A 25,083-nucleotide genomic window follows, 5' to 3' on the forward strand; every position below is an offset into this window, starting at 1 on the left:
AGAACGGTTTGCAGTAAATACAGCTGAAATAAACTCCGCTCAGGACGACAGCCAATTACTAAAGTCCCTACAGCAGCGTGCCGTGCAGCATCACCAGCGCCACAGTGAAGTAGATAATCAGCCCCGTCACGTCGACCAGCGTGGCCACGAAGGGGGCCGAGGACGTGGCCGGGTCCAGGCCCAGCTTCTTGAGCAGCAGCGGCAGCATGGAGCCCGCCAGCGAGCCCCACAGCACAATGCCCACCAGCGCCACGCCCACCGTGAGGGCCACCATGAGCCAGTGCGGGCCATAAATGGGCGTGATGCTCTGCCACACCGCAATGCGGGCAAAGCCCACAATGCCCAGAATGATGCCCAGCGCCAGCCCCGAGGCCAACTCGCGCCGCATCACCAGCCACCATTCGTTCAGCTTGAACTCGCCCAGCGCCATGGCCCGAATGATGAGCGACGTGGCCTGCGAGCCCGAATTGCCGCCCGAGCTGATGATGAGCGGAATAAACTGCACCAGCACAATGGCCTTCTGCAGCTCACCTTCGAAAAACTGCATGGCCGAGGCCGTGAGCAGTTCGCCCAGAAACAGCACCACCAGCCAGCCGGCCCGCTTCTGCACCATGCTCAGCAGCGGGGTGGTGAGGTAGGGCTCGTCGAGGGCTTCGGAGCCGCCAAACTTCTGGATGTCCTCGGTGTCTTCCTCTTCCCGAATGCTCAGAATGTCGTCCTGCGTCACAATGCCGAGCAGGATGCCCGTATCCGAAACCACGGGCAGCGCCACCCGGTCGTTGCGCCGGAAAATATCGATGGCTTCTTCCTGGTCCTGGTTGGCGTGCAGGCTCACGTAGCGGCGGTCCATGAGGTCGCGCACCCGCGAGGTGGGCGCGGCCAGCAGAAATTCCCGAATCCGGATGTCGTCAATCAGCACGCCGTGCGCGTCGGTCACATACAGCATGCTCAGCGTTTCGGACTGCCCGCCGTGCTGCCGGATGTAGTCGAGCACCTGCTGCACCGTCCAGTTCTCGCGGATGGCGATGTAGTCGGGTGTCATCAGGCGGCCCACCGAGTATTCGGGGTAGCCCAGCAGCTGCAGGGTCACCTTGCGCTCTTCCTCGCTCAGGCTTTGCACCAGCTCGGCCACGAAGTTGGCGGGCAGAAACTCCAGCAGGGCCGTGCGGTCGTCCGGCGACATCTCGTTGAGGATGTCGGCCATCTTGTCCTGGGCCAGGTTGTCGAGAAAGTGCCGCTGCACCTCCAAATCGAGGTATTCGAACACCTCGGTGGCCAGCTTCAGCGGCAGCAGCCGGAAAATAATAAGCTGCTCCCGGTCCTCTTCGGCCTCAATCAGCGCCACCAGCTCCGAAGGCTGGAAATCACGAAGCAGCTGCTTGAGCTTAAAAAATTCGCCCTCCTGAATCAGGGACGTGATGGTTTCCACGGTCTGCGGCTGCATGAAAAAGAGGGGAGGGGAGATGCTTCGCTAGGCAAGCGGGGTTGATGGAGAAAATAAGCGCCACAAAAGTAGGGCGAAGCCGGCGGTAAATGGGCAGGGCCGGCCGGATGATTTAAGGCTCTGCCTGTCATCCTGCGCGGCGCGAAGGACCTGCTCACCGCTGAATCTGTTCGCAGTATCGGCCATAGAGTTGGAGGCGTAACAAGGTCCTTCGCGCCGCGCAGGATGACAGGCGCTGCAAAGCGCACTCGCACTATTCCGCCCGGCCGCCCCATCTTGCCGCTTCAAACCCCCGTGCCTATGCCCGCCGAACCTCCAACTGCTGCGCCTTTGGGCACCCTCGCCGTGTTTGGCGGCGGCGACGATGACCCTCTGCTGGCCCTGCTGGCCGGCCTGCTGCCCGACCGCAACGCCCCCATCGAGGTGCTCACCACGGCCACCCGCCGCCAGCCCGCCCGCACCGCCGCCGCCTATGCCCACGCCTGGCACCAACTGGGCTGCCCGCACGTGCGCCACCTGCAGGTAAACGAAGACCACCCCGCCGACGACCCCGCCACCCTCCTGCGCCTGCGCAAGGCCGCGCTGGTGTTCATGAGCGGCGGCGACCAGGAGCGCCTCACCGAGTTTCTGCTCGGCACCGAGTTCCTGGCCGTTCTCAAGCAGAAGCACCAGGCCGAAGCCGGCTTCATCCTGGCCGGCACCAGCGCCGGGGCCTCCGCGCTGGCCGAGGTGATGCTCGTGCACGGCCACGGCTGGCGCAGCCTGCTCGGCGGGCAGATTGACGTGCTGCCCGGCCTGGGCCTGCTGCCCGGCGTGCTGCTCGACCAGCACTTTGCCGAGCGCGCCCGCTACCCGCGCCTCATGCACGCCGTGCTGGCCCAGCCCACGCTGCTGGGCATCGGCCTGAGCGAGGAAACCGGCCTGCTCTTTCGGCCCGGCCAGCCCGCGCAGGTGTTTGGCGAAGAAGCCGTGGTGGTGGTGGATGCCGCCGAAACCACGCACAACAATCTCGCGGGCCTGCCCGACGACGAAGTAATCAGTGGCCACAACCTGCGGCTGCACCTGCTGGTGGCGGGCCAGGCGCTGGACGTGGCGACGCGGAAGGTTCGGGTAGGAGGGTAACGCTGCGCTTGGCTGGCACCCTAAGCGCAGGACCTTCTCACGCCCCAGCGAACTGTTCGACGGGGCTGGGGGCCTTCGCTCCGCTCAGGACGCCAGCCGCATGGCCGCTTCCTACACGCCCTCGCTACCTTGCCTCCGCCGGGCACCAAAGTGCTCTACCTTTGCGTTGATGCCCCGAAAATATTCCGTGCAATTCATGCGTATCTCTCGTTTGTGGCTGCGGCCGCTGCGTTTCCTGGGTTTGGCGCTGGCGCTGGTCACGCTGCTGCCGTGGGCCTGCACCCGCAAAGCCGTTTCCTTCAACAGCACGCCGGAGCAGCCCGTTGCGGCCGTGCTGGTGTCCGACACGCTCACCCACACCAGCGACACGCTCAACGGCAAGCCCTCGCTGAGCACGGCCCGCAAGGTGGTGCTCACCAAAGAGCAGGAAAAAGCGGCCAAGGACTCGGAAAAGGCCGACCAGCGCAAATCCAAGAAGAAGAAAAAGAACGTCTTCCTAGGCGAGAAGATGAAGCGGGCCTTCGCCAAATCGGGCCCGAAGGGACGCAATCAAATTATTGAAATCTTCTACTACCTCAAGTACCCCAAGCCGCTGGCCGACTACGCCCCGGCACACTACTACTACGACACCAAGAAGCATAAAATCCTGAAGCTGGCGGCCATTGAGGAGGACATGTCTTCGCTCAAGATTCTGCACGGCCCCTACAAGAAGATGCAGAACAACAAGGTGCTCGAAACCGGCTACTACGCGCTCGGTACCAAGCACCTGCGCTGGGAGCGGTTCGACAAGAACGGTGTGCTGCTGACCAAAACCCACTACGAGATGGGTTTCCCGCGCGATGCCAACGTGAGCTACTACGGCGAGGACCGCGCCAAAATCAACGAAGTGGTGCCCTACGTGAACGGCAAGCTGGAGGGCGACTACGCCAAGTTCCTCGTGAACGGCCAGCCCGACTGGCGCGGCCAGTTCGAGAACGGCAAGCGCGTGGGCACCTGGACCAAATTCTGGGGCTTCCGGGGCCGCCGCCGCTACGAGTACCAGTACGGCGAGTCGGGCTACGACCCCGAAGTGACCGAGCCGGAGCTTGTGCGCGAGTTCAACCGCAACGCCGTGCTCATCTACGACAAGGAAAAGAACATCGACAAGCGGGGCGAACCCGAGGCCGTGGACAAGCCCGGTGCCCGCCGGGCTACCGTGCCGCCCCGCACCGTGCCCAAAGCCGCGCCGAAAGTGGCTCCCAAGCGGCGCTAATCAATAAAAAGCGTCCTCAAAGTGCTCGATGCGGAAGCCTTGGCTGAGCAGCGTCAGGGCCAGGATATCGAAGCGGATGTCGCCGCGCCAGTCCAGCTCTTCCTGCAAATGCGTGGCGGCCAAGCGAAACAGCTCCTTCTTGCGCGCCGACACAAACGTCTCGGGCGGGCCGAACTGACTGGAAGAGCGGGTTTTAACCTCCGCGAACACCAGCAGCTCGGTGCCGCGGCGCAACACCAGGTCCACCTCGGCCCGGCCGTGCCGGTAGCCGCGCGCCAGCACCTCAAAGCCCCGGGCCTGATAGTAGTCGGCGGCGGCCTGCTCGCCGGCCTGGCCTAGTTCGTGCGGCGCGTGGGCCATGAATAGCAGCTAAAGGGGGAAATTGGAAAAACCGGGTGCCGACGGAGCCGCCAAAAGAGGCAGGGAGCGGTTATAAGCCCGCCGCAGCCCTGCGCAAGCTAATGCCTACGGTGCTTAGTACCTTTGCGTCCCGATTCATTAACCTTCGCCCATGGCTTCTTCTGTAGAACAGTTTCGTCCGCAACTGCTCGACGCCATCCTTCCCGACGACGCCAGCGCCCCCATCAACCGCACGGTTCAGGTCCGGCGCCTGGGCCTGGTCGATTACGTTCCGACCTGGCAGCTGCAGGAGTCGCTGATGGATGCCACCATCGCCATCAAAACCCGGAACCGCCAAGCCGAAACCACCGGCGCGGCCCCGTTGCCCACGCCCAACCATCTGCTGCTCTGCGAGCACCCGCACACCTACACCCTGGGCAAAAGCGGCAAGCCCGAACACCTGCTGCTGGACGAAGCGGCCCTGGCCGCGCACGAAGCCAGCTTCCACCGCATCAACCGGGGCGGCGACATCACCTACCACGGCCCCGGCCAGCTGGTGGGCTACCCCATCCTCGACCTCGATAATTTCAAGGCCGACATCCACTGGTACCTGCGCACGCTGGAGGAAGCCGTTATCCGCACCCTGGCGGAGTACGGCCTGAATGCCGGCCGCATCGCCGGCCTCACCGGCGTGTGGCTCGATTGGGAGGAAGGAGCGGCCAACCCGCGCAAAATCTGCGCGTTCGGCGTGAAATGCAGCCGTTGGGTGACGCTGCACGGGCTCGCGCTCAACGTAAATCCCGACCTCTCGTACTTCGGCCACATCGTGCCCTGCGGCATATCCGACAAAGCCGTGACCTCGCTGGCCCAGGAACTGGGCCCCGCCACGCCCGTATCGGTGGCCGAGGTGCAGGAGCGCCTGCTGCCGCACCTGCTGGAGCTGCTCGGAGCCACGCCGGCTTCGGCCTGAGCTCCACATGGTGCCGGGCCGGTTCATTTCGTTCAATCCCTCAAAATCTGCTAAATCCGAGTTTCTGTGAAACAAGACATTCCATTTGAACAGGTCGAAGGCGTTTCGGTGGCGGTGGTGCTCGCCGCCGACAATGCCCAAACCCCCGACGGCCAGCCCCTCTGGCAAGTGTACCTGCTCAATCACAATGACTTTCCGCTGACCAACGTCATCATCAACGCCAACGGCTACGGCCAGCAGCCCGATGGCGAAAAGGTGCGCACCTCTACCCTGCGCTACCTGTTCGAGGAAGTGCCCGCGCACACGGCCATCCCCGTCGAGCCGCTCGACCCGGCCCTGTTTCACCTGAATAATCAGTATTGGGTGAGCTACTACCACGGCGCGCAGATTTTCGACAAGAAATTCATCTTCGTGCCCGATTCCATCGTGCCCGACAACTTCACGCACATTGCCCTGCTCGACCGCGTGGGCATTCTGCACAGCTAAACTCCTCTCTGCCACGCGGCTTTTCGGCGGTTTGCCAATGCCTTTAACCCGTACTTTGTGCCTGCTATGACTCACTTTGATATACCCCTGGGACTGTCCTGGATGTGGGCGCTGCTCGTGTCGCTCTTTGCCGTGCCGTCCATTATCTACATCGCCCACCTCAAAAACATGCTCGATACGCCCAACGGGCGCACGGTGCACCAGTCGCTCACGCCGCGCCTGGGCGGGGTGGCCGTGTTTGCGGGCTTCATGTCGGCGCTCACCATCTTCGCTCCGCTCGAAAACGGGGCCAAAGAGCTGCTGGCCGGGTGCATCATCCTGTTTTTCGTGGGGCTTAAAGACGACCTCGTGGGCATGTCGGTTTCCAAGAAATTTGTGGGCCAGCTGCTCGCCACGGGCATTGTCATGATAATGGCCGACGTGCGCATCACCAGTTTTCAGGGCATTCTGGGCATCGGCACCCTGCCCATTGGCATCAGCTACGCCTTCACGCTGAGCGTAATTGTGGGCATCACCAACGCCATCAACCTCATCGACGGCCTCGATGGCCTCGCCGGCACCATCGTCCTCATTATCTGCGGCACGTTCGGGTATTACTTCTATCAATACGGCGGCCCCAGCTATGGCAACTATGCATACGTGGCCGTCTGCCTCATCGGCGGCTTGCTGGGCTTTCTGCGCTATAATTTTCACCGGGCCCCCATCTTCATGGGCGACACGGGCTCGCTCGTCTGCGGCTTCATCGTGTCGGTGCTGGCCATTCAGTTCATCGAAATGGGCCTGCGCGTGGGGCAGCCCTTCGGCTCGTCGGCCCCATCGGTAGCCGTGGGCATTCTGTTTGTGCCGCTATTCGATACGCTCCGCGTGTTTTCGTTGCGCATGCTGGCCGGCAAGTCGCCCTTCTCGCCCGATAAAAACCACATTCATCACCGCATCCTGGCCATGGGGTTTCAGCAAATCAGCACTGTGCTGTTGCTGGGCCTGCTGAATATAATCGTGGCCTTGTTCGTCATCCACTTCGCCTACCTCGGCAACACCATCATCATTGCCGCCCTGGCCGTATTCTCGGCCCTGCTGAGCATCTTTTTTGGCGTGTACCAGAGCCGCATCTCCCGTCGGCAGTTGCTGGCTTCCGAACCCAGCAACTAGCTCTGCCATGACTGCCCGGACGTTTTGGCGCCGTTCTGCGTGGCGGGCAGCATTGGGCCTGTGGCTGGCACTGGCTGGTTTTCGGAGGGCAGATGCCAGCGAGTACCGCCAGCTGCCGCCCGCGCCCCCGGCGTCCATCTCCGCCGACTGGCTGATTCACGATGCTGCCCGTAACCGGCTGATTTTCTACCTGCCCGGCTACCATCAGCCCGCCCATGCCTATTACCAGTGGGTGCAGGTCAGCCGCAATCTGTCGTTTCCGCTCTCCTTTGCGGCGCAGCGCGGCCTCAGCTTGTTTCTTGATAACCAGCTGGTTTTCACGGCCCGCTCCGCCGGCACTTATTCCCTCGACCTGGCCCGCCTGCTCCCGGCGCAGCTCCCGGCCGGCCGGCACCTGCTGGCCGTGTGGCAGCCCGATGGTATTCCCGCCCTTGCGTCTTTTTCCGGCGTGCGACCGGGCGGCAGTGCCAGCCCCGCTACGGCCAGCCTTACCGGACAGGCCCAGCCGCGCCTGCCCGGCCCGCAAGGCCAGAGTGTGTACCTGGGCCTGCTGCTGGTGCTGGGCCTGTCTTACGGGGCCGTGCGTACCACCTACCAGCCCGGTCTGGCCCGCATTTTTCAGCTCGACGAGCTGTTTGGGCGCGGCAGCGACCAGCAGGCCTTCCTCTCCAAGCCGGCCTTTTCGCTGCTAAACCTGCTATTGGTTTTGCTCTTCGCGCTATCATTTGCCCTGCTGCTCACCGCCATTCACACCGACCTGCAAAACCTGCCGCTGCTCCGTCGCTTCATCAACGTGCCCGAAACGGCCATTGTCGCGCGGGTACTGCTCTATACGGTCATTATCACCGCCTTCGTGTTTGGTAAGTATCTGTACGTGGGCATCATGGCGTATATCTTCGACCTGCTTCCCCTAGTCGACATCCAGTTTCGCGAGTTTCTCCGCACCACCCTGTTAGCGGGCTTGTTTCTGCCGTTGGTGCTGCTGCTGTACCTGAGTCTCAACACGAGCTTTCCCCAGACGGTAGCCTGGGCCGCCAGTTTTGCAATCGGCATTGTCCTCGTTGGCTCGGTGCTGCGCGTCGGGCGCACCTTGCATCGTCACGCTTCGCTGCTGAATTTGCATTTGTTTGCCTACCTTTGTGCTACCGAAGTACTGCCTTTACTGGTTTTACTTAAACTTATTGTCTTCACATACTGATTGGCCGCCTGGCTGCTCGCCTTAGTCCTTTCCTTCCTCATATCGTTCTAAGCATTACCCACTCTTCCCTGTATGGCCGATAGTGCAGAAAAGCCGGGCACAGGCCGGCACGCCAAGCGCATCAGTAGCATCCTGGTTACCCAGCCCAAGCCCACCAACGACGTTTCCCCCTACTTTACCATCGCTGAGAAATACGGCATTAAAGTAGATTTTCGGGAATTTATTGAAGTGCAGCCCGTATCCTACAAGGACTTTCGGCGCGAAAAAATCAATATTCTGGACTTTACGGCGGTAATTTTTACCAGCCGTAATGCCGTTGACCATTTTTTTCGCATCTGCCAGGAAGCCAAGCTGGAGATGCCGGCCGAAATGAAGTATTTCTGCATTTCGGAGCAGACTGCCAACTACCTGCAGAAGTATATCGTATTGCGCAAGCGCAAGCTCTTCGTGGGCGAACGCACCGCCGCCGACCTTTTTGACATCATCAAAAAGCATAAAGGCGAGAATTTTTTGTATCCCTGTTCCGATATCCGCAAAGACGATTTGCCGGTGTTCATGCGGGCCAACAATCTCAAGTTTTCAGAGGCGGTTATCTACCGCACCGTCGCCAGCGACCTGTCCGATTTGTCGGACGTGAAGTACGACTGCCTCGCTTTCTTTAGCCCTTCCGGCATCAGTTCGCTCTTCATAAATTTTCCCGATTTTGTGCAGGAGGGCACCCGTATTGCCGCTTTTGGCCCCACTACTGCCAAAGCCGTAATCGATGCCGGCCTTATTCTGGACATCGAAGCGCCCCACCCCAATGCTCCGTCAATGACCGGTGCCATCGAGGCCTACATCCGCCGACACTCCCAACCCGATGTAGGCAAGGCCGGTACTAAAAATACCCGACCAAACGTTTAGCTCATTGCAGAGCACAGAACCGGCGCAGTCTTGCTTTGCGCCGGTTTTTTTTGGCCAAGTTTTTTGTAGCAGGTTTTTGCCTTACATTTGGAAGCTATTCATCCTATAGCACCCACCCCCATCTCTTTCAAAAACACCTCCCTCTTCTTCCACCATCACCACCCCCCGCTTCTATGAAAGGAACGTTACTCGCGACCCTGCTGCTAACGGCGGCAGCTGGCTCGGCGCTTGCTCAGCAGCAGCCCCAATTCACCCACTACGGCCTCAATGGCATGTACCTGAATCCGGCCTACGCTGGTATCAAGGGGCAGGGTGAAGTTAGCCTCATCGGTCGTTATCAGTACCTGAACTACAACGGTACTTTCGACGGCAACAACGGTTCGCCCCGTACGGGCCTAATCACCGTTTCGCTGCCTATCCTCCCCATCAGCGGAGGTGTTGGCCTGGCGGTGTACTACGACCAGGTTGGCCAGTCCAAGCTGACCAATGCGGCGCTCTCCTACTCGCAGCACATCAAGCTGGGTTCAGGCAAGCTAGGCATTGGTATCCAGGGCATCTACACGTACCTGAGCAAAGGCTCGTATATCGCCATCGACCCGCAGGACATTAACGTACCTAAAGACGCATCCGACAACAAGTTCGATGCCGGTGCCGGTATCTGGTACGAGTCGCCGAAGTTCTACGCCGGTATCAGCATGAACAACCTGCTGCGCTCGGAATACTCATTCAAGAGCGCCGACGGGAGCACCAAAGGCAACAAGAGCCCCTATCTGGCCGAAAACCACGCGTATTTCACGGCCGGCTACAATATCGAAGCTTCGTCTTCCGTTACGGTAACCCCGATGGTACTGGCCAAAGCGGTACTGCCGGGCAAGTTCTCCAGCTCCAGCAAATTTGATAACGCAAAGAACTACTCCTTTGAAGGTGGCGTTCGGGCCACTATCGATGACAAATACTGGATTGGTGCCAACTATCGTCACCAGGAGTCCGTTTCGGGCTTGCTGGGCCTGGGCTTTGGCAAGGATAACAACATGCGCGTAGGCTATGCGTTTGACTTCATTGCTTTCAACCAGGATGCCCGTGCGTTCAGCTCGCACGAAATTATGCTCACCTACCGTTTGCCGAAGCCCGGCCTCATTACCCGCCCGGCTATCCGCACGCCCCGTTACAGCTTCTAATACTCCTATTTTCTTGTCTTGCACTAAAGATGAGCATTATCCTATTCAGTTAGGATAAAATTTAGTCGGCCTCTCAGCCAATAAATCGGATTAACCGGCTTATTTACGCTATCCAGCGTGTTTACACGCAATTTGGTTTCTTAATTCGGAATGCGGGTATTGCACCACGACCGAAAAGAGTGTAGATTTGCCATACCATCCAACTGTACTTTAGCGGTATCGACAATTAAAACAGATTTCTAACACTCATGAACAAGATTTTAGCATTATCCCTTTTTGCTATCTCCGGGGCATTATTAGGTGGGTGCGGTTTTGGCAAGGGGCCTACGGGCGACCTTGTTGGTTCCGAAGACCGTCCTTTCTTCAACCCGCAGGAAGTACCCTTTGGAATGGTCCCCTGCCCCGGCGGCACGTTCCACATGGGCCAGACCGACCAGGACATCTCGGCCTCGATGGTGAACATGAATAAGCAGGTGACTATCGCCGGCTTCTACATGGATGAAACCGAAATCACCAACAACGAATACCGTCAGTTCGTGGATGCCATCAAGCAGGACTCGCTGGATGTGCTGGGCGAAGAATATGTAATGACCGAACTCTACCCCGATACTACGGTATGGGTTCGCGACTTTACTTATCACATGGGCGACCCGCTGCTGGAGTACTACTACACCCACCCGGCATTCGATGATTACCCGGTGGTAGGCGTTGACTGGTTTGCTGCTAAATACTTCTGCAACTGGCGTACGAAATTCCGGAACGCTGCCCGCGAAGAATCCGGTCTGGCCAGCGACCCGAACTTCCGTTTGCCTTCCGAGGCTGAGTGGGAGTATGCTGCCCGCGGCGGTCGCGACCTGGCTACCTATCCCTGGGGTGGTCCTTACCTGCGCAACACCAAAGGCTGCATGTTGGCCAACTTTAAGCCCGGCCGTGGCGACTACGCATCTGACGGCTTTGCTTACACTTCGGAAGTAGGCTCGTTCTTCCCCAATGACTTTGGTCTGTATGACATGGCCGGCAACGTGTCGGAATGGTGCGATGATGCTTACATGGAGGCTTCGGTGCCCGTTGTGTGGGACTTGAACCCCACCAACCCGGATGACAACGAACCCCGCAAAGTAGTGCGTGGCGGTTCGTGGAAAGACATTGCGTACTTCCTCGAAACCGGCACCCGCAACTTTGAATATCAGGATTCCGCTCGCTCCTATATCGGATTCCGCTGCTCGATGATTCAAATTGGCATGGGTACTAACAGCTCGCTCAACTAATACCAACATTATAACCGGCTAAGGCCATCATTTAACCACCCTCCACCTCACCTTACTTCAACCCCTTTCAATCAGTTAGACTCTCATGGCAGCCCAAAAAAGTTTTCTCTACGATACGCTGATGCCCAAAGTGTATGGCATCGGTGCAGCCGTTGTAATTGTTGGTGCATTGTTTAAAATTGAGCACTGGAAAGGTGCCGACACGATGCTGATTGTAGGTCTGGGTACGGAAGCCGTTATCTTTTTCCTGAGCGCATTCCAGCCCGCCGCACACGAGCCCGACTGGAGCCTGGTTTACCCGGAACTGAATGACGGCTACGACCCTTCGACGGGCGGCACCAAAGCAGTTGAAACCAGCAACGCCAAAGGCCTCACGATGAAGCTCGACGATATGCTGAAAAACGCTAACGTTACGCCCGAAGCTCTCACCAGCCTGGGCCAGGGCCTGAACCGCCTCAGCACCACCACTTCGCAGATGTCGCAACTGGGCGAGGCTGCTAACGTGACCGACGAATACACCAAGAAAGTGCGTTCGGCTGCTGATTCGCTCGACAAAATCAACGTGGCTTATGGCAATACGGTGGAAGCTATTTCGGCTATGTCGAACGCTACTTCCGACGCCAAAGAGTACCACATGCAGGTACAAAATGTGACCAAGAACCTGGGTGCCCTGAATGCTGTGTACGAAATGGAGTTGCAGGATGCCAACACGCACCTGAAGTCCATGAACCAGTTCTATGGCACGCTCAGCAAGGCGATGGATAACATGACCCAGGCTGGCAAAGACACCGAGCAGTTCCAGAAGCAAGTATCGGACCTGACCGGCAACCTGACCTCGCTGAACCGGGTGTACGGCAATATGCTGAACGCCATGCGTGCTCCTGCCCAGGCTTAATTGCCGGCAGAAGAAGCAAAAAGTTAGTTCTTATTCCAATTTTTAGCGGAAACAGATAATGGCAGGCGGAAAAGAAACCCCGCGGCAGAAGATGATTGGCATGATGTACCTCGTGCTGACCGCTCTTCTGGCGCTCCAAGTGAACTCAGCAATTCTGCTGAAGTTCAAGTTTATCGATGACAGCCTGCTGGGTGTCAACGACAAGACGTCGGTTGCAGCTGATAATACCATTAAAGGCATCAGCGAAGCCGTTACGAAAAACCAGAACCAGGCCCGTGACAAAGCGGTACTGGCGGAAAGCGAAGAAATTCGTACCAAGACAAAAGAGATGACGGCTTACCTGCGCAGCCTGCGTGAGAAGCTATTGAAAGCCACTGAGAACACCGGTCCCGAAATGACCAACCTCAGCGGTGAAGACAAGGTGGCAATGACGATGCTGGGCGGCAAAAACAATGGCCTCGCCTACACGGAGTTGAAGCCGAAGTTGAACGAGTATTCGGAGTTCATCAAAAAGTTTGTGCCGACTGCTACTCCGCTGGCGCTTGACGGCAAAGAAGACACGCGTGTAACGGAAAAGTCGCAGAAGACCAAGAATTTCGCTGAGCTAAACTTCGAAAATACCCCTGTAGTAGCTGCTCTGGCAACTATCTCGCAGAAAGAAACCGAAGTGCTGAAGTATGAAGCGGAGGCTCTGTCGGCGCAGGCCCAGAAAGTAGGCGCCAAGACCATTGTATTCGACAAAATCGGTGCTTTCGCTAGTGCTGAGTCGAACACGGTAGCTGCTGGTACCAAATACAAAGCGGAGCTGTTCCTGACGGCTGCTGCTTCGAGCATTCACCCGACGATGACGTTGAACGGTGGTTCGCTGGCAGTTGGTCCTGACGGCCACGGCAAAGTGGAGTTCACGGCTCGTCCCGGCAACTTCGACGCTTCGGGCAACGCCAAAGCTTCCTGGACCGGCACGATTCGCTTCAACCAGAATGGCCGCGATACCACGTTCAAAGTAATGGTGCCTTACACCGTTACCAAGCCGGTAATGCAGATTCAGTCGGCTTCGGTACAGGCGCTGTACTTCAAGTGCGGCAACAAGCTGACGGTAAACGTGCCCGCGCTGGGTGCTCAGTATAAGCCCAGCTTCTCGGCCTCGGGTGCTACGGCTATCACGGGCAGCAAAGTGGGCGATGTAACGCTGGTGCCTACCTCGAAAGAAGTAACCCTGAACGTGAGCAGCAGCGGCAACGCCATCGGTTCGCAGACCTTCCAGGTTCGTCCGATTCCCAAGCCCACCATCGAGTGCTGGGTAGGTGGCCGTCAGGCCAACGAGAAGCAAGGCACGCCTGGCACGGCCGTTCGTTCGATGAACCTGCGCGCTATCCCGGATGCCGGCTTCCAGACCTTCCTGCCGGATGATGCCAAGTTCCGCGTATCGCGCTACGAAGTGACGCTGGTGCGTGGCCGTCGTCCCGCACTCCAAACCAAGACTGTAAACGGCCCGCAGGCTGACCTGAGCGACGTGGTGAATGCCTACCGCGAAGGCGACCGCCTCTACATCGAAGTGAAAGACGTGCAGCGTCAGAACTTCCGTGGCGAAGTGGAGCCCGTGAGCGTATCGAAGCAGTTCAATATTCCGCTGCTATAATAATTCCCCTTTAGGCTCGTTAGCGAACTATCCTACAATCAATTTGCTTTTGCCCGATATGAAATCCATTCACACTTTGGCCGCTATTGCTGCTGGTTTGTCGCTGTCGCTGACGGCATCGGCCCAGGAGCAGGCTACTACGGCGAGCAGCACGGGCTCGCACCGGCCCATTCCGCCGTCCGACCAAATGTTCCGCAAGAGCATCTGGCGTCAGGTTGACCTGCGTGAAAAGCAGAACAAGCCGATGTTTTCGGAAGGCAAAGAGATTAGCCGGGTTATCCTCGAAGCGGTAAAGCGCGGTGAGTTGCAGGCGTATAAAAACGACTCGCTGACCTCAACTTACACGCCCACGGAGGTGAGCAGCAACATGTCATACGCTGATGAAACGGTGAAGCTGAGCGACGAGGAAAAGGCCGCCGGCTTTAGCCAGGCTGACCTCGGTGGCGGTGGTAGTGACGACTGGGGCGCTCCGGCCCCCAAGAAAGGTGCCGCTGGTGCTAAAACGGTTCGTCAGCCTAAGCTTGGGGCCAACGGCAAGCCGCTGAAGGACAAAAAAGGCAAAATCATTTATGAAACTGTAGCGGTAACGCCGCCGCCGCCCCCTGCTCCGCCAGCCAACTTGTATCGCTACAAGGACCTGTATGAGATGGAGATTAAGGAGGATATGATTTTCGACAAGAAGCGGTCGAGAATGTACCACGACATCAAGTCCATTCAGCTGCTGGTTCCTTCGACGCTGGCGGCTAATACTTCTGGTATTGAAAAGCCGATTGGTACGTTCAAGTACAGCGACCTGGTGAAGGTATTCCGCAACAATCCGCAAAATGCCATCTGGTTCAATGCGGAGAACGATGCGCAGCACAAGAACCTGGCTGATGCCTTCGAACTGTGGTTGTTCAACTCCTACATCACCAAAGTGTCGAACGCCGGCGACAGCCGTCTGGACGATATCTACGGTGGTGCTCAGCAAGGCATCCTGGCTGCCCAGCAGACGGCGGCTGACCTGGTAGAATACGAATACAACCTGTGGAGCTTCTAGCGCCTTCGGTTGATAAAACAAAAAGGCCCTCGCAGCAATGCGAGGGCCTTTTTGTTTTACTTCGCTGAGCCTAGCCGGGCAATTGCCGGGCGGGCATGGGGTGCGCGGGTGCTTCGTTTTCGGCGAAGTAGTTCTGGAGGACTTTGGCCTTTGCCTTGCCGACTTCAGCAATTAGCTCGGCCTCGGACAGCTCGCGGATTTTCTTGACGGACTTGAACTTGTTGAGCAGCTTGTCGGCGGTGACGGGGCCGAGGCCTTTGACATCGGTTAGCTCAGTTTTGAGGGTGGCGGCGTCGCGGCGGGAGCGGTGGAAGGTGATGCCGAAACGGTGAACTTCGTCGCGCATGCGCTGAAAAAGGCGGAGGGATTCGCTTTTTTTATCGATATATAACGGCAGCGGGTCGTTGGGGACGTAGATTTCTTCGAGGCGCTTGGCAATGCCAATGACGGGAATCTGGCCCCAGAGGTTGAGGTCTTTCAGGGCCTTGACGGCCATGCTAAGCTGGCCTTTGCCGCCATCGACGATGACTAATTGCGGGAGGCTGGCGCCTTCGTCGACCAGGCGGCGGTAGCGGCGGGTGACGACTTCGTACATCGAGTCGAAATCGTTGGGACCGATGACGGTTTTGATGTGGTAGTGGCGGTAGTCCTTCTTGCTGGGCTTGGCATTGCGGAAGCAGACCATGGCCGCCACGGGGTTGTCGCCCTGGAAGTTGGAGTTGTCGAAGCACTCGATGTGCTTGGGAAGCTCGGTGAGGCGCAGGTCCTTTTTGATGGTTTCCATGATGCGCACCTCGTTGAGGTCCTTGCTGCGCTCGTTCATGCTTTCCTTCTCCTTGCGGGCGTAAAGCACGTTTTTGAGGGCCAGTTCGAGCAGTTTGCGCTTGTCGCCGATTTGGGGAACGGCGAGGGTGACGCCGGGCAAAGGCAGCTCGACGGTGACATTGGTAAGGACTTCCTTCGACTCGCTTTCGAACTCTTGGCGCATCTGCATGATGAGCGGGGCCAGGATTTCGGCGTCGTCCTCGTCGAGCTTTTTGGTGACTTCCAGCGACTGGGTGAGGATGATGCTGCCGTTCATTACCTTGAGGTAGGTGATGAAGCCGGACTTCTCGTTGCTGGCGATGGCGAAAACGTCGATGTTGGTGAGCGAGGCGTTGACGATGGTGCTTTTCGCCTGGAAATCTTCCAGCTTGTCGAGCTTGACTTTGAACGCGTGGGCCAGCTCGTACTGCATATCCTGGGCGGCGGCGCTCATGCGCTCGCGGAAGTATTGCTTCGGAATGCGCAGGTCGCCGTTGAGAATCTGGCGGATTTGCTGAATGTAGCCGTTGTAGGTGGCCTCGTCTTCTTTGGCCACGCAGGGGGCGTTGCAGTTGCCGATTTGCAGCTCCAGGCAGGGCTTGAACTTGCCGGCCTCTACGTTGGCGGCGCTCAGGTTGTAATTGCAGGTGCGGAGCGGGTAGAGGGCGCGGATAAGCTCCAGCAGCACATTCAGGGCCGTGCCGTTGGCGTAGGGGCCGTAGTAGCGCGAGCCGTCGTTAATCTTGTTGCGGGTGGGGATGAGGCGCGGAAACCGCTCGTTGGTGAGGCAGAGGTAAGGGTAGGTTTTGCCGTCCTTCAGCAGGATGTTGTACTTGGGCTGGTGCTGCTTGATGAGGTTGTTTTCGAGCAGAAACGCATCAGACTCGGAGTCGACGATGGTAAACTCCAGGCGTTTGATGTTGCGGACCAGCTGCTGGGTTTTCTTGTTGTGGTCCTGCTTGGTGAAATAGCTACTCACGCGCTTGCGCAGGTCGATGGCCTTGCCCACGTAGATGATGCCCTCGTCATCGAAATACTTGTACACGCCGGGCTTGTGGGGCAGGGCCGATATCTGGGCCTGTAGTTCGGGTTTGGCAGCCATGAATCGCAGATTTATAAGAGGACTGATAGTAACGAAATATGGCTGACGAAAGTCGCCAGCCATAGCAAAATTTAAAGGTTTCGGGCCTGAAATAGAAACCCGCCGGGGAGTTGGGCGAAACCCGCAGGGGTTTTGCCCAACTCCCCGGCGGGTTTTGCCCAATTCCTGCCCGGGAGCTGCCCTAGATGTCCTTATCATCCAGCTCGTCCATGCCGGGCGCGGTCATCTTCTGGTCGTAGGGAATGGTGTCGCGCTGGCCGCCGTAGTATTTCGAGCAGTCGATTTCCATGCTCAGCGGGGCAGTGGGCTTGGGGAAGGGGCCGGTATCGATGCCAATGCTTTTGTCCTTATACACTTTCTGCATGAAGAGGCCGTAGAGCGGCAGCGCCAGGCGGGCGCCCTGGCCGTAGGCCCCGGTGCGGAAGTGAATGCTGCGGTCTTCGCCGCCCACCCACATGCCGCACACCAGGTCGGGAGTGATGCCCATGAACCAGGCATCGGAGTAGTTGGAGGTGGTGCCGGTTTTGGCCCCGATTTCATAGGGAAACTTGAAGCCCGTGTGCAGAATGGTGCTGGTGCCGCCCGGCTCGGTAGTGCTGGCCTGCAGCATATAGGTCATGAGGTAGGCGTGCTCCTCGTTGAGGGCTTCGTGGGTGCGGGGCACGAACTCGCGCAGCACGTTGCCATTCTTGTCCTCGATGCGCGTGACCATGAGGGGCGAGGTCCAGACGCCCTTGTTTACGAACGCCGCGTAGGCCCCGCACAGCTCGTAAATGCTGCAATCGGAAGCGCCGAAGCCTACGGAAGGCACCGCGTCGATGGGCGAGGTAATGCCGAGGCGCTGGGCGCATTCCACAATCTTTTCGGGGCCAATCTGCATCACCAGCCAGGCCGTGATGGAGTTCATGGACCGGGCCAGGGCCTGCCGCAGCGTGAACACGCGGCCCGAAAAGCCGCCCTCGAAGTTCTTGGGCGTGTAGGGGGGGCGGCCGGCCACGGCGGGGAAGGTGGTGGCCACGTCGGGGCGCGGGTAGCAGGGCGAGTAGCCGCGCTCGATGGCGGCGGCGTACACAATGGGCTTGAACGTGGAGCCGGGCTGGCGCTTGCCCTGCCGCACATGGTCGAACTTGAAGAACTTGTAGCTCGGGCCACCCACCCAGGCCTTAATCTGGCCGTTGAGGGGGTTCATGGCCATGAAGCCGGCTTGCAGCATCCGCTTGTAGTAAGCCAGCGAATCGAGCGGCGACATCAGCATTTCCTTCTCGCCCTGCCAGGTGAATACCGGCATCTTGTACTTCTTGTGCAGGTAGAAGTTCACGGAGTCGCGGTTGCCGTCGTACTGCGCCATCAGCGACTTATAGCGCTGGGTGCGGCGCATGGCAATGTTCAGAAAGTCGGGAATGACCTTGCCGTTTTCGTCGCGCCAGGGCAGCTGGCCCTTCCAGTGCGCCGTGAACCATTTCTGCTGCAAGGCCAGGTGCTCGGCCAGCGACTTCTCGGCGTAGTTCTGCATCCGCGAGTCGATGGTGGTGTAGATTTTCAGCCCGTCGGCGTACAGGTCGTGGTCGGTTTCTTTGGCCCAGGTCAGCAGCGACTTCACCACCTCGGCCCGGAAGTAGGGGGCCAGGCCCTTGCTGGGGTTCTCCACCGAGTAGTGCAGCACAATGGCCTTGGCCGTGTCCTGGGCCAGCTCATCTTTGGTGATATAGTTGGCCTTCGCCATCTGGCGCAGCACCCAGTTGCGGCGCAGCTTCGAGCGGTCGGGGTGCACCACGGGGCTGAAGCGGCCCGGCGCGTTCACGATGCCCACCAGCGTGGCGGCCTCGGGCGTGGTCAGGTCTTTGGGTTTCTTGTTGAAGAAGGTCTTGGCCGCCGTATTCACCCCAAACGAGTTAGAGCCGAACTCCACCGTGTTCAGGTACATGCGGATGATTTCGCGCTTGGTGTAGTTGCGCTCCAGCCGAATGGCCAGAATCCACTCCTTGGTTTTGGTGATGAGCAGGCCCAGCTTGCCGGGGCCGTTGAGGCTGCCGTCGTTCAGGTCGTTGCGGGTTTTAAACAACACCTTGGCCACCTGCTGCGTGAGCGTGGAGCCGCCGCCGTTGTGCGAAAACGTGAGCACGCCGGTCACGGCCCGCAGCACGCTCTTGGCATCGATGCCCGAATGCTGCTCGAAGCGCACGTCCTCGGTCGCAATGAGGGCATCAATCAGGTTCTGGGGCAGGTCCTTGAATTCGACGGGCGTGCGGTTTTCGCGGAAGTACTTGCCCAGCAGCACGCCGTCGGCCGAGTATATCTCGGAGGCCAGCTCGGAGCGCGGGTTTTCCAGCGTTTTCAGGTTGGGCATCCGCCCGAACAGGTTCAGGAAGTTGCCGCTCACGGCCAGCACAAACAGCCCGAGGCCCACCACGCCCACGCCAAACAGCACCCACATGGTACGCACAAAGGCCGTGAACCGGCCCGGCCGCGCTGGTTTCAGGGGCTGGGGCTTCGGGCGGCGAGTAGGAGGGGAAGTGGGCATAAGGGAAGTAAAGACAGAAAAAGTAAGCAAAAATAAAGCCCCCGGCACTGGACGGAGGCTTTATACGGTTCGGGCGCATTGGTCACCCATTGCCCGGCCCACAGCCGCTTACTTATACACGCGCTGATAAAAGCTCTGATACCCGGCCAGGTCGCCGGTGCTTTGCAGCAGCGTCAGGTTCTCCAGGCTGATGACGAGCGTCTGGTAGCCCGCCCCGCGCAGCCGCGCCAGCGGCGACTGCGGCCCGCGCAGCTTGGTGGCGTAGCTCTGGGCCACCTTCGCGCCGGGCAGTGCCCGCACCACAAACAGGTCCTGCTCGGGGCCCAGTGCCGGGGTTTCAATCTGCAGGTTATTGGCTTTGAAGAAGCGGTTATTATACGTTGTGAACTGTGGACCCAGGCCGGTAGCGGCCGGCGAACCTTTCGGAAACACCAGCACCACGGCGTGCGCGCCGCTCAGCTGCGTGGTATAGGCCGTGGCGGGGGCCGAAGAGGCCGTGCTGGCCCCTGTAGCCGGGGCGGGGCTGCCGGCCGGGGCGGCGGAAGCCGTAGCCGGGGCCGTAGTAGTAGGGGCTGGTGTCCCGGGTGCTGCCGCAGGAGTGGTCACGGGCGCTGCACTGCCCGGCGCGGGCGTGCCCGCCGGCGCTTTGGTTTTGGGAATGACCTTGCCCGATGGCGCAGGCGCAGGAGCCGACGTGGCCGGGGCGGGCGCAGCCGGTGCAGGGCCCGCCGAGCCGGCCGGAGCCAGCACTGCGGCCGGGGCTTTGGTGGTGATTCCCTTATCCGGGGCGGGCGCGGCCGGCGCCGGCGTTGCCGGCCCCAAGGCTTTGGCGGGGCTTTCGTCTTCGCGGAAGAAGATGCGCATCCGGTTATCTACTTCGCCGGGCCGGAAAACGGATATCACCGGCTTCTCCGTAGAAGCCAGCGCCCCGGCAATCTGGCCGGTGTCCTGCTTCTTGTAAGTAGCTGCCAGCTCCTGGGCCAGGGGCACCAGTGGGCTATCGGGGTAGTCTTTGTAGAACTTCTCCACCGACGAGCGGGCCGTGAGCGGCGGCTGGGTGCGGATAACCAGCAGCGTTTTCAGGTAAGCCACCCGGTCGTTGAGGTCGCTCTTGGGGTACTGCTGCTCGGTGCGGGCCAGCACGGCCCGAGCCTTGGTGAATTTCTGGTCTTTGTAATACGTAAAGGCCGAATCGACGCGGCTGGCCACGGCATTGTGCAGGGCCAGCTCGTGCTCGCGGTAGAGCGGGTCGGCAATCAGCTTGGCATAAATCGACTGCGGAAACTCGCGCTGCAAAGCCGCCGCGTACTGCGCCATGCGGGCGGCATCGGGCTTGTCCTTGTAATAGAGGTAGAGCAGGTAATAGGCATCGGGGGCGTGCTCGCCGCGCACGTAGCGCGTCACCTGCTTTTCGTAGGTTTCGAAGCCCTTTTCCCGCTCCTTCAATTGCTCCTTGTAAATGCCGCCCAACTCGTACAGCGCCGCTTCCACCTGCTTGTCAGACGCGGCAAGCTGGGCCGGCGTGGTCGGAATATCCTTGCGATACTGCGCAATCAGCGCATTGCGCGCCGCATTCGGGTTAGCCGCAGCGGCGGTTTTGACGGAGTCGGCCTGGCCGCCGTTCACCTTCGTGTCGCCATTGCCCGTCACGGCCAGCGGGGTGCTGCCATTGGCCGTGGTATTGGGCGAGCTGCTGGCCTGGCGGCTGGTGCGCCAGTTGTCCTGCAGCTGCCGGTCGCCCCATTTCCGGATAAACTCGGCCCGGGCCGTGCCCAGCGAAGTGGGATTGTCGAAATACCATTGCGCGCCCGAAGCCGTGGCCGTGGGGTCGGACGACATCGGGTCGGGGGCCGGCGTGCCGCCGGGCAGGTTGCTGCCCAGGCTGCTGCTGCTGGAATTGGCCCGGGACGCAAACTCGGCGGCCTTGGCCTGTTCCTTTTCCTTGGCCGCCAGCTTAGCCGCCGCCGCGGCTTTTGCCGCAATTTCAGCATCGGCATAGGTGCCAAGCTGCCGGGTCAGCGAATCGGGCGCCAGGCGGGCCAGGGCCTGCAGGCTGTCCTGCGTTTCGATGATGGTGTACTGCTTGGCAAATTCCTGCAGAATGTCGCTGCGCTCCTTAACGGCGGCGTAGGTTTTGGCTTCTTTGGCCATGTTCTGCACCGTGCTGTCGTAGTACGCCGCCGCGAGGCGGTACTTCTGCAGGTTCTCGTAGTAGATGCGGCCCGCCAGCAGGTAGGTGTAGCTCTTCTGCGTGCGGTTGGTCGTCGTGGCTTTGATGGACTTTTGCAGCAGCTTCAGCGCCTCGGCGTAGTTCTTTTCGCGGTACTTCAGCCGCGCCATCTCGTAGTAAATCTTGTCGCGGTAGTCCTTGTTTTTCAGGTCTTTCAGCAAGCCCTCAAAATTCTTGTTCAGCCGCTCCCGGTCTTTGGCGCTCAGGTCCGAAACCTGGGCCATCATCAGCTTGGCCTGAAAGTCGAGCTCGTAGGGCGGGTTGCGGGCCAGAATCTGGTCGAGCTGCTGGTAAGCCTTCTTGTTCTCGCCCTGGTCCTGGTACAGCTGCGCCAGAATGTAGCGCGTGCGCGACCGTTCGTTCTTGAACTCAATCAGCGGAATGGCCTTTTCCAGCTGCGGAATGGCCTTGGTCGGCTCGTCGATGCGGATGTAATAGTCGGCCCGCGTCAGGAATAGCTGGCGCGCATCCTCGGGCCGGCCCGACTCTTTGTCCAGCATGTCCGACACCGCTTTGGCGCTTTCCAGCTCGCCCTGCGCCACGAAGGTGCGCATCAGCCCAATCAGGGCCTCGTGCTTGGCGTTGGCGTCCTTGCTGGTCGAGTTTACATACTTAAACGTCTGGGCCGCGTCGTCGAACTGCATCTGGTAAAACCGCGACCAGCCCACCAGAATGTAGGCATCATCGGTCCAGTCGGAGCCCGGCCGGTGCTGAATCGGCATCGATGCCTTCTTGATAATGTCGTTCAGCTCCGCCCGGTTGGCCTTCACGCTGGCGCTGTCCAGCGTCGGAAACAGCGGCAGGGTCTGGTTGTAGTCATTCAGCCGCGCGCCATAGAGCTTCGCCTCCGTAGCGTGCAGCTTTTCGCGGGCCAGGAAATAGGCATTGTCCCGCGCCGCCACGTTGTTGAACGTATGCGCCACCAGGTTTTTATCCGACGCGCAGCCCGCCGCCCCCATTCCCAGCAGGAAGAGAAGCAGCGCTGCCCAGCGGTATTTCAGCGAAGTATGTGTCAAAATCAAAGCGAAAGAAGGACGAGCCAGAGCGGCCAAAACGCGTAAAGCTCCCGGAAATGTTCGATAACTCCGCACGTTAACGAAGCCGCACGGGTAAAATTACGTTTTTCCTTGGGCAAACCCAGCCCGGTACGTGCCGTAACTTTGTCAGCCGCCTCTCATTCCCGCCCAATGCCCACGCCTCCTGACCCCCAGCCCACCGGTTCCAGCCGCCTCCAGGCCGTCATGAAATATTCCGGTCTGGCCTTCCAGATGCTGGCCATCATCGGCGGCAGTGCCTGGCTGGGCTACTGGCTTGATGGACGTTTCAACACCCAGCCCTGGCTCACCATCGTCTTGCTGCTGCTCGGCGTGTTCGCAGCGGTGTTTCAGGTTATCCGCAGCCTCACCAAGGAGTCGTTGTAACCCGTAGCGCATGCTTCAGCTTGCGCCCATCAGAGCCGTCTGCCCGGCAGTCATCCGTCCGTTTCTCGTTCATCGCCGCACAAGCTAAAGCATGTGCTACAATCCATGCCGAAGTTCCTGCGCCAGTTCCTCCTCTTCACCGTCGCGCTGGGCCTGCCCATCTACGCCTTGCAGCGCGTGTACGGCGCGGCCGTGGTGCACCCGCGCACGGGGCTGATTTTCGTAGTGATGGCGGCGCTCACCTACTTTGCTTATAGCCTCACCGCGCGCCTCGTGGCCCGCGACCCGGCCAGCCTCGGCATGGGTTATTTAATCGGCATGACCGTGCGTTTGCTGGTGTCGCTGGGCCTCGTTACGGCGCTGCTGGCGGGCGGAATTGCGCGCGAGCCGCGGGGCGTCTGGACCTTCCTCGGGGCCTTCTTCATCCTGTACTTTTCGTGGGCCGGGTTTGAAATCTGGGCTACTTTGAGTAACTTGCGGCCGATTTCAGGAAAGCAAGTAACGCAGACATAATGCGTTAGCCCGAAATTACTCATTAATTAACTTTGGATGAAGCGTTTACTCTCGATTCTTCTTTGTTTCGTTTCCCTCTCCGTTTTCGCTAACGAGCCCGCCGGCGAGGGCGCAAAGGCCGAAGGCTTCAATCCCGGCGAAATGATTTTGCACCACATCGGCGATTCGCACGAGTGGCATTGGCTGGCCACCGACAACGGCAACTTCACCACCTACCTGCCCATCATCGCCTACCGTCCCGGCAAAGGCGTTTCGGTGTTCTCCTCGAAGCACATTTCCAACGGTGAGTCGGAGGGCCCCGCCAAAGAATACGACGGCCTGAAGCTGGAGCACGAGCACCTCGTGAGCACCGACGGCAGCAAAGTCTACGACTTCTCCATCACCAAGAACATTGCCGCCCTCATTGGTAGCGCCGTGCTGATGCTCGTCATCTTCACCGCCGTAGCCAGCGGCTACCGCAAGAACCACGGCCGCGCCCCCAAAGGCATCCAGTCGTTCTTCGAGCCCATCATCGTCTTCATTCGCGACGAAGTAGCCAAGAAAAACATCGGCCCCAAGTACGAGCGCTACATGCCGTACCTGCTCACGGTGTTCTTCTTCATCTGGTTCAACAACCTGCTGGGCCTCACGCCCGGCGCGGCCAACCTCAGCGGCAACATCGCCGTGACGATGGTATTGGCTGTGCTGACCCTGATTATCACGCTGGCATCGAGCAACAAATACTACTGGGCCCACATTTTCGCCACGCCCGGCGTGCCCAAGCCGCTGCTGCCCATCATGATTATCGTGGAGGTGATTGGCATTTTCACTAAGCCCTTCTCGCTCATGATTCGTCTGTTCGCCAACATCACGGCGGGCCACATCGTGGTGCTGAGCTTCATCAGCCTGGTGTTCATCTTCAAATCGTGGGCCGTGGCCCCGGTGACGTTGGCTTTCGGTTTGTTCATCAACGTGCTCGAATTGCTGGTGGCCCTGCTGCAGGCCTTCATCTTCACGCTGCTCACTTCGATGTACATCGGCGGCGCGGTGGAAGACCACCACGACGCCGACCTGCAAATGGGCTACGACGACGGCTCGGCCTCAACCCACGTTGCTCACTAATCTGACTTAATCGGCCGGGCGTCCGCCGCCCGCCAACTGGCTGTTTCGGCCAGACCGTGGCAATCCCCCCCCCCCCGCTGCGGGACTGACGAACTTTTTCTTATCCCCTTTTTCCAATTTTTATGTTGCTCTCTTTGTTGTTGCAAGTAGCTGCTATGGCGGCTAACTACGGTCCTGGTTTGGCTGTAATGGGTGCCGGTATCGGTGCAGGTCTGGTGGCTCTGGGCGTAGGCCTGGGCATTGGCCGCATCGGCGGCAGCGCCATGGATGCTATCGGCCGTCAGCCGGAAGCTTCGGGCAAAATCCAGACGGCTATGATTATCGCCGCCGCTCTGATTGAAGGTCTGGGCCTGTTCGCAGTCGTAGTCTGCGTACTCATCTGGACCAAGCTCGTTTAAGGCAGTCGGCCGGGCCTGTGAGGGCTCGGAAGTAGTAAGGAAGCCCGCCGCCCGCTGCTGCACATGCAGGTGGCGCGGCGGGCTTACCTGCTCCTACTATCAGTCATTGTC

Annotated in this window: 21 protein-coding genes; 16 read left to right on the forward strand and 5 right to left on the reverse strand. The window is 59.5% G+C overall.

Features of this window, described 5'->3' with window-relative positions:
- Positions 1-67: 67 nt before the first annotated feature.
- Complete coding sequence (gene mgtE / locus ACYVHT_RS05305) at positions 68-1,444, reverse strand: magnesium transporter (RefSeq protein WP_460548718.1); 1,377 nt, start codon at positions 1,442-1,444, stop codon at positions 68-70.
- 300 nt (positions 1,445-1,744) lie between these two features.
- On the opposite strand from mgtE, the gene ACYVHT_RS05310 reads away from it, so the two are divergent.
- Both ACYVHT_RS05310 and ACYVHT_RS05315 read left to right on the forward strand, forming a co-directional pair.
- Positions 1,745-2,566, forward strand: coding sequence for a cyanophycinase (locus tag ACYVHT_RS05310; protein WP_460548720.1), 822 nt, complete (start codon positions 1,745-1,747; stop codon positions 2,564-2,566).
- Positions 2,567-2,762: 196 nt separating this feature from the next.
- Complete coding sequence (locus ACYVHT_RS05315; RefSeq protein ID WP_460548722.1) at positions 2,763-3,818, forward strand: toxin-antitoxin system YwqK family antitoxin; 1,056 nt, start codon at positions 2,763-2,765, stop codon at positions 3,816-3,818.
- Here the strand turns inward: ACYVHT_RS05315 and ACYVHT_RS05320 are convergent, their stop codons facing one another.
- Positions 3,819-4,178 (reverse strand): YraN family protein, encoded by a 360-nt coding sequence (locus ACYVHT_RS05320; RefSeq protein ID WP_460548724.1) that lies wholly within the window; start codon positions 4,176-4,178, stop codon positions 3,819-3,821. It abuts the gene before it with no gap.
- 151 nt (positions 4,179-4,329) lie between these two features.
- On the opposite strand from ACYVHT_RS05320, the gene lipB reads away from it, so the two are divergent.
- The 10 genes from lipB to porN all read left to right on the forward strand — a co-directional run bounded on the left by lipB (position 4,330) and on the right by porN (position 14,882).
- A complete protein-coding gene (gene lipB, locus ACYVHT_RS05325; RefSeq protein WP_460548726.1) occupies positions 4,330-5,127 on the forward strand; it encodes a lipoyl(octanoyl) transferase LipB in 798 nt (265 codons plus the stop codon).
- Positions 5,128-5,193: 66 nt separating this feature from the next.
- A complete protein-coding gene (locus ACYVHT_RS05330; RefSeq protein ID WP_460548728.1) occupies positions 5,194-5,613 on the forward strand; it encodes a hypothetical protein in 420 nt (139 codons plus the stop codon).
- 66 nt (positions 5,614-5,679) lie between these two features.
- On the forward strand, positions 5,680-6,762 hold the full coding sequence (locus ACYVHT_RS05335; protein ID WP_460548730.1) for an MraY family glycosyltransferase: 1,083 nt from the start codon (positions 5,680-5,682) through the stop codon (positions 6,760-6,762).
- Between the two features lie 52 nt (positions 6,763-6,814).
- Positions 6,815-7,960 carry a DUF4271 domain-containing protein gene (locus ACYVHT_RS05340; protein ID WP_460548732.1) on the forward strand — a complete coding sequence of 382 codons (1,146 nt, stop codon included), beginning with the start codon at positions 6,815-6,817 and terminating at the stop codon, positions 7,958-7,960.
- A gap of 72 nt (positions 7,961-8,032) precedes the next feature.
- A complete protein-coding gene (locus tag ACYVHT_RS05345) occupies positions 8,033-8,863 on the forward strand; it encodes a uroporphyrinogen-III synthase (protein ID WP_460548734.1) in 831 nt (276 codons plus the stop codon).
- Between the two features lie 173 nt (positions 8,864-9,036).
- Positions 9,037-10,041, forward strand: a complete 1,005-nt coding sequence (locus tag ACYVHT_RS05350; RefSeq protein WP_460548736.1) for a PorP/SprF family type IX secretion system membrane protein — start codon at positions 9,037-9,039, stop codon at positions 10,039-10,041.
- Positions 10,042-10,289: 248 nt separating this feature from the next.
- A complete protein-coding gene (porK, locus tag ACYVHT_RS05355) occupies positions 10,290-11,309 on the forward strand; it encodes a T9SS ring complex lipoprotein PorK/GldK (protein ID WP_460548739.1) in 1,020 nt (339 codons plus the stop codon).
- A gap of 85 nt (positions 11,310-11,394) precedes the next feature.
- On the forward strand, positions 11,395-12,204 hold the full coding sequence (gene porL, locus ACYVHT_RS05360; RefSeq protein ID WP_460548741.1) for a type IX secretion system motor protein PorL/GldL: 810 nt from the start codon (positions 11,395-11,397) through the stop codon (positions 12,202-12,204).
- Between the two features lie 58 nt (positions 12,205-12,262).
- Positions 12,263-13,843, forward strand: a complete 1,581-nt coding sequence (gene porM / locus ACYVHT_RS05365; RefSeq protein ID WP_460548743.1) for a type IX secretion system motor protein PorM/GldM — start codon at positions 12,263-12,265, stop codon at positions 13,841-13,843.
- 58 nt (positions 13,844-13,901) lie between these two features.
- The gene (gene porN, locus ACYVHT_RS05370) at positions 13,902-14,882 is read left to right on the forward strand and encodes a type IX secretion system ring subunit PorN/GldN (RefSeq protein WP_460548745.1); all 981 of its coding nucleotides are present in this window, start codon (positions 13,902-13,904) and stop codon (positions 14,880-14,882) included.
- Between the two features lie 70 nt (positions 14,883-14,952).
- Here porN and uvrC read toward each other — a convergent pair whose 3' ends face one another.
- The 3 genes from uvrC to porW all read right to left on the reverse strand — a co-directional run bounded on the left by uvrC (position 14,953) and on the right by porW (position 22,555).
- Positions 14,953-16,788, reverse strand: a complete 1,836-nt coding sequence (gene uvrC, locus ACYVHT_RS05375; protein ID WP_460548747.1) for an excinuclease ABC subunit UvrC — start codon at positions 16,786-16,788, stop codon at positions 14,953-14,955.
- Positions 16,789-16,969: 181 nt separating this feature from the next.
- Positions 16,970-19,309, reverse strand: coding sequence for a penicillin-binding protein 1A (locus tag ACYVHT_RS05380; RefSeq protein WP_460548749.1), 2,340 nt, complete (start codon positions 19,307-19,309; stop codon positions 16,970-16,972).
- Between the two features lie 108 nt (positions 19,310-19,417).
- Positions 19,418-22,555, reverse strand: a complete 3,138-nt coding sequence (gene porW / locus ACYVHT_RS05385; protein WP_460548751.1) for a type IX secretion system periplasmic lipoprotein PorW/SprE — start codon at positions 22,553-22,555, stop codon at positions 19,418-19,420.
- A gap of 171 nt (positions 22,556-22,726) precedes the next feature.
- Here porW and ACYVHT_RS05390 point away from each other — a divergent pair, with 171 nt between their 5' ends.
- From ACYVHT_RS05390 to atpE, 4 genes are all read left to right on the forward strand, one after another.
- The gene (locus tag ACYVHT_RS05390) at positions 22,727-22,960 is read left to right on the forward strand and encodes an AtpZ/AtpI family protein (RefSeq protein ID WP_460548753.1); all 234 of its coding nucleotides are present in this window, start codon (positions 22,727-22,729) and stop codon (positions 22,958-22,960) included.
- Positions 22,961-23,065: 105 nt separating this feature from the next.
- On the forward strand, positions 23,066-23,473 hold the full coding sequence (locus ACYVHT_RS05395) for a hypothetical protein (RefSeq protein WP_460548755.1): 408 nt from the start codon (positions 23,066-23,068) through the stop codon (positions 23,471-23,473).
- Positions 23,474-23,509: 36 nt separating this feature from the next.
- Positions 23,510-24,574 carry a FoF1 ATP synthase subunit a gene (gene atpB / locus ACYVHT_RS05400; protein ID WP_460548757.1) on the forward strand — a complete coding sequence of 355 codons (1,065 nt, stop codon included), beginning with the start codon at positions 23,510-23,512 and terminating at the stop codon, positions 24,572-24,574.
- A gap of 122 nt (positions 24,575-24,696) precedes the next feature.
- Positions 24,697-24,972, forward strand: coding sequence for an ATP synthase F0 subunit C (gene atpE, locus ACYVHT_RS05405; protein ID WP_196287135.1), 276 nt, complete (start codon positions 24,697-24,699; stop codon positions 24,970-24,972).
- Positions 24,973-25,083 lie beyond the last annotated feature (111 nt).

It is taken from the genome of Hymenobacter daeguensis, from assembly GCF_054780555.1.

What these genes read in the sequence shown, in the direction of transcription:
- ACYVHT_RS05350 (WP_460548736.1), top strand. Translation starts at nt 9,037, where the DNA reads ATGAAAGGAACGTTACTCGCGACCCTGCTGCTAACGGCGGCAGCTGGC.
- porL (WP_460548741.1), top strand. Translation starts at nt 11,395, where the DNA reads ATGGCAGCCCAAAAAAGTTTTCTCTACGATACGCTGATGCCCAAAGTG.
- ACYVHT_RS05335 (WP_460548730.1), top strand. Translation starts at nt 5,680, where the DNA reads ATGACTCACTTTGATATACCCCTGGGACTGTCCTGGATGTGGGCGCTG.
- atpB (WP_460548757.1), top strand. Translation starts at nt 23,510, where the DNA reads ATGAAGCGTTTACTCTCGATTCTTCTTTGTTTCGTTTCCCTCTCCGTT.
- porN (WP_460548745.1), top strand. Translation starts at nt 13,902, where the DNA reads ATGAAATCCATTCACACTTTGGCCGCTATTGCTGCTGGTTTGTCGCTG.
- ACYVHT_RS05310 (WP_460548720.1), top strand. Translation starts at nt 1,745, where the DNA reads ATGCCCGCCGAACCTCCAACTGCTGCGCCTTTGGGCACCCTCGCCGTG.
- atpE (WP_196287135.1), top strand. Translation starts at nt 24,697, where the DNA reads ATGTTGCTCTCTTTGTTGTTGCAAGTAGCTGCTATGGCGGCTAACTAC.
- ACYVHT_RS05315 (WP_460548722.1), top strand. Translation starts at nt 2,763, where the DNA reads ATGCGTATCTCTCGTTTGTGGCTGCGGCCGCTGCGTTTCCTGGGTTTG.
- ACYVHT_RS05380 (WP_460548749.1), bottom strand. Translation starts at nt 19,309, where the DNA reads ATGCCCACTTCCCCTCCTACTCGCCGCCCGAAGCCCCAGCCCCTGAAA.
- ACYVHT_RS05320 (WP_460548724.1), bottom strand. Translation starts at nt 4,178, where the DNA reads ATGGCCCACGCGCCGCACGAACTAGGCCAGGCCGGCGAGCAGGCCGCC.
- ACYVHT_RS05345 (WP_460548734.1), top strand. Translation starts at nt 8,033, where the DNA reads ATGGCCGATAGTGCAGAAAAGCCGGGCACAGGCCGGCACGCCAAGCGC.
- porK (WP_460548739.1), top strand. Translation starts at nt 10,290, where the DNA reads ATGAACAAGATTTTAGCATTATCCCTTTTTGCTATCTCCGGGGCATTA.
- uvrC (WP_460548747.1), bottom strand. Translation starts at nt 16,788, where the DNA reads ATGGCTGCCAAACCCGAACTACAGGCCCAGATATCGGCCCTGCCCCAC.
- mgtE (WP_460548718.1), bottom strand. Translation starts at nt 1,444, where the DNA reads ATGCAGCCGCAGACCGTGGAAACCATCACGTCCCTGATTCAGGAGGGC.
- lipB (WP_460548726.1), top strand. Translation starts at nt 4,330, where the DNA reads ATGGCTTCTTCTGTAGAACAGTTTCGTCCGCAACTGCTCGACGCCATC.
- ACYVHT_RS05390 (WP_460548753.1), top strand. Translation starts at nt 22,727, where the DNA reads ATGCCCACGCCTCCTGACCCCCAGCCCACCGGTTCCAGCCGCCTCCAG.
- porM (WP_460548743.1), top strand. Translation starts at nt 12,263, where the DNA reads ATGGCAGGCGGAAAAGAAACCCCGCGGCAGAAGATGATTGGCATGATG.
- ACYVHT_RS05395 (WP_460548755.1), top strand. Translation starts at nt 23,066, where the DNA reads ATGCCGAAGTTCCTGCGCCAGTTCCTCCTCTTCACCGTCGCGCTGGGC.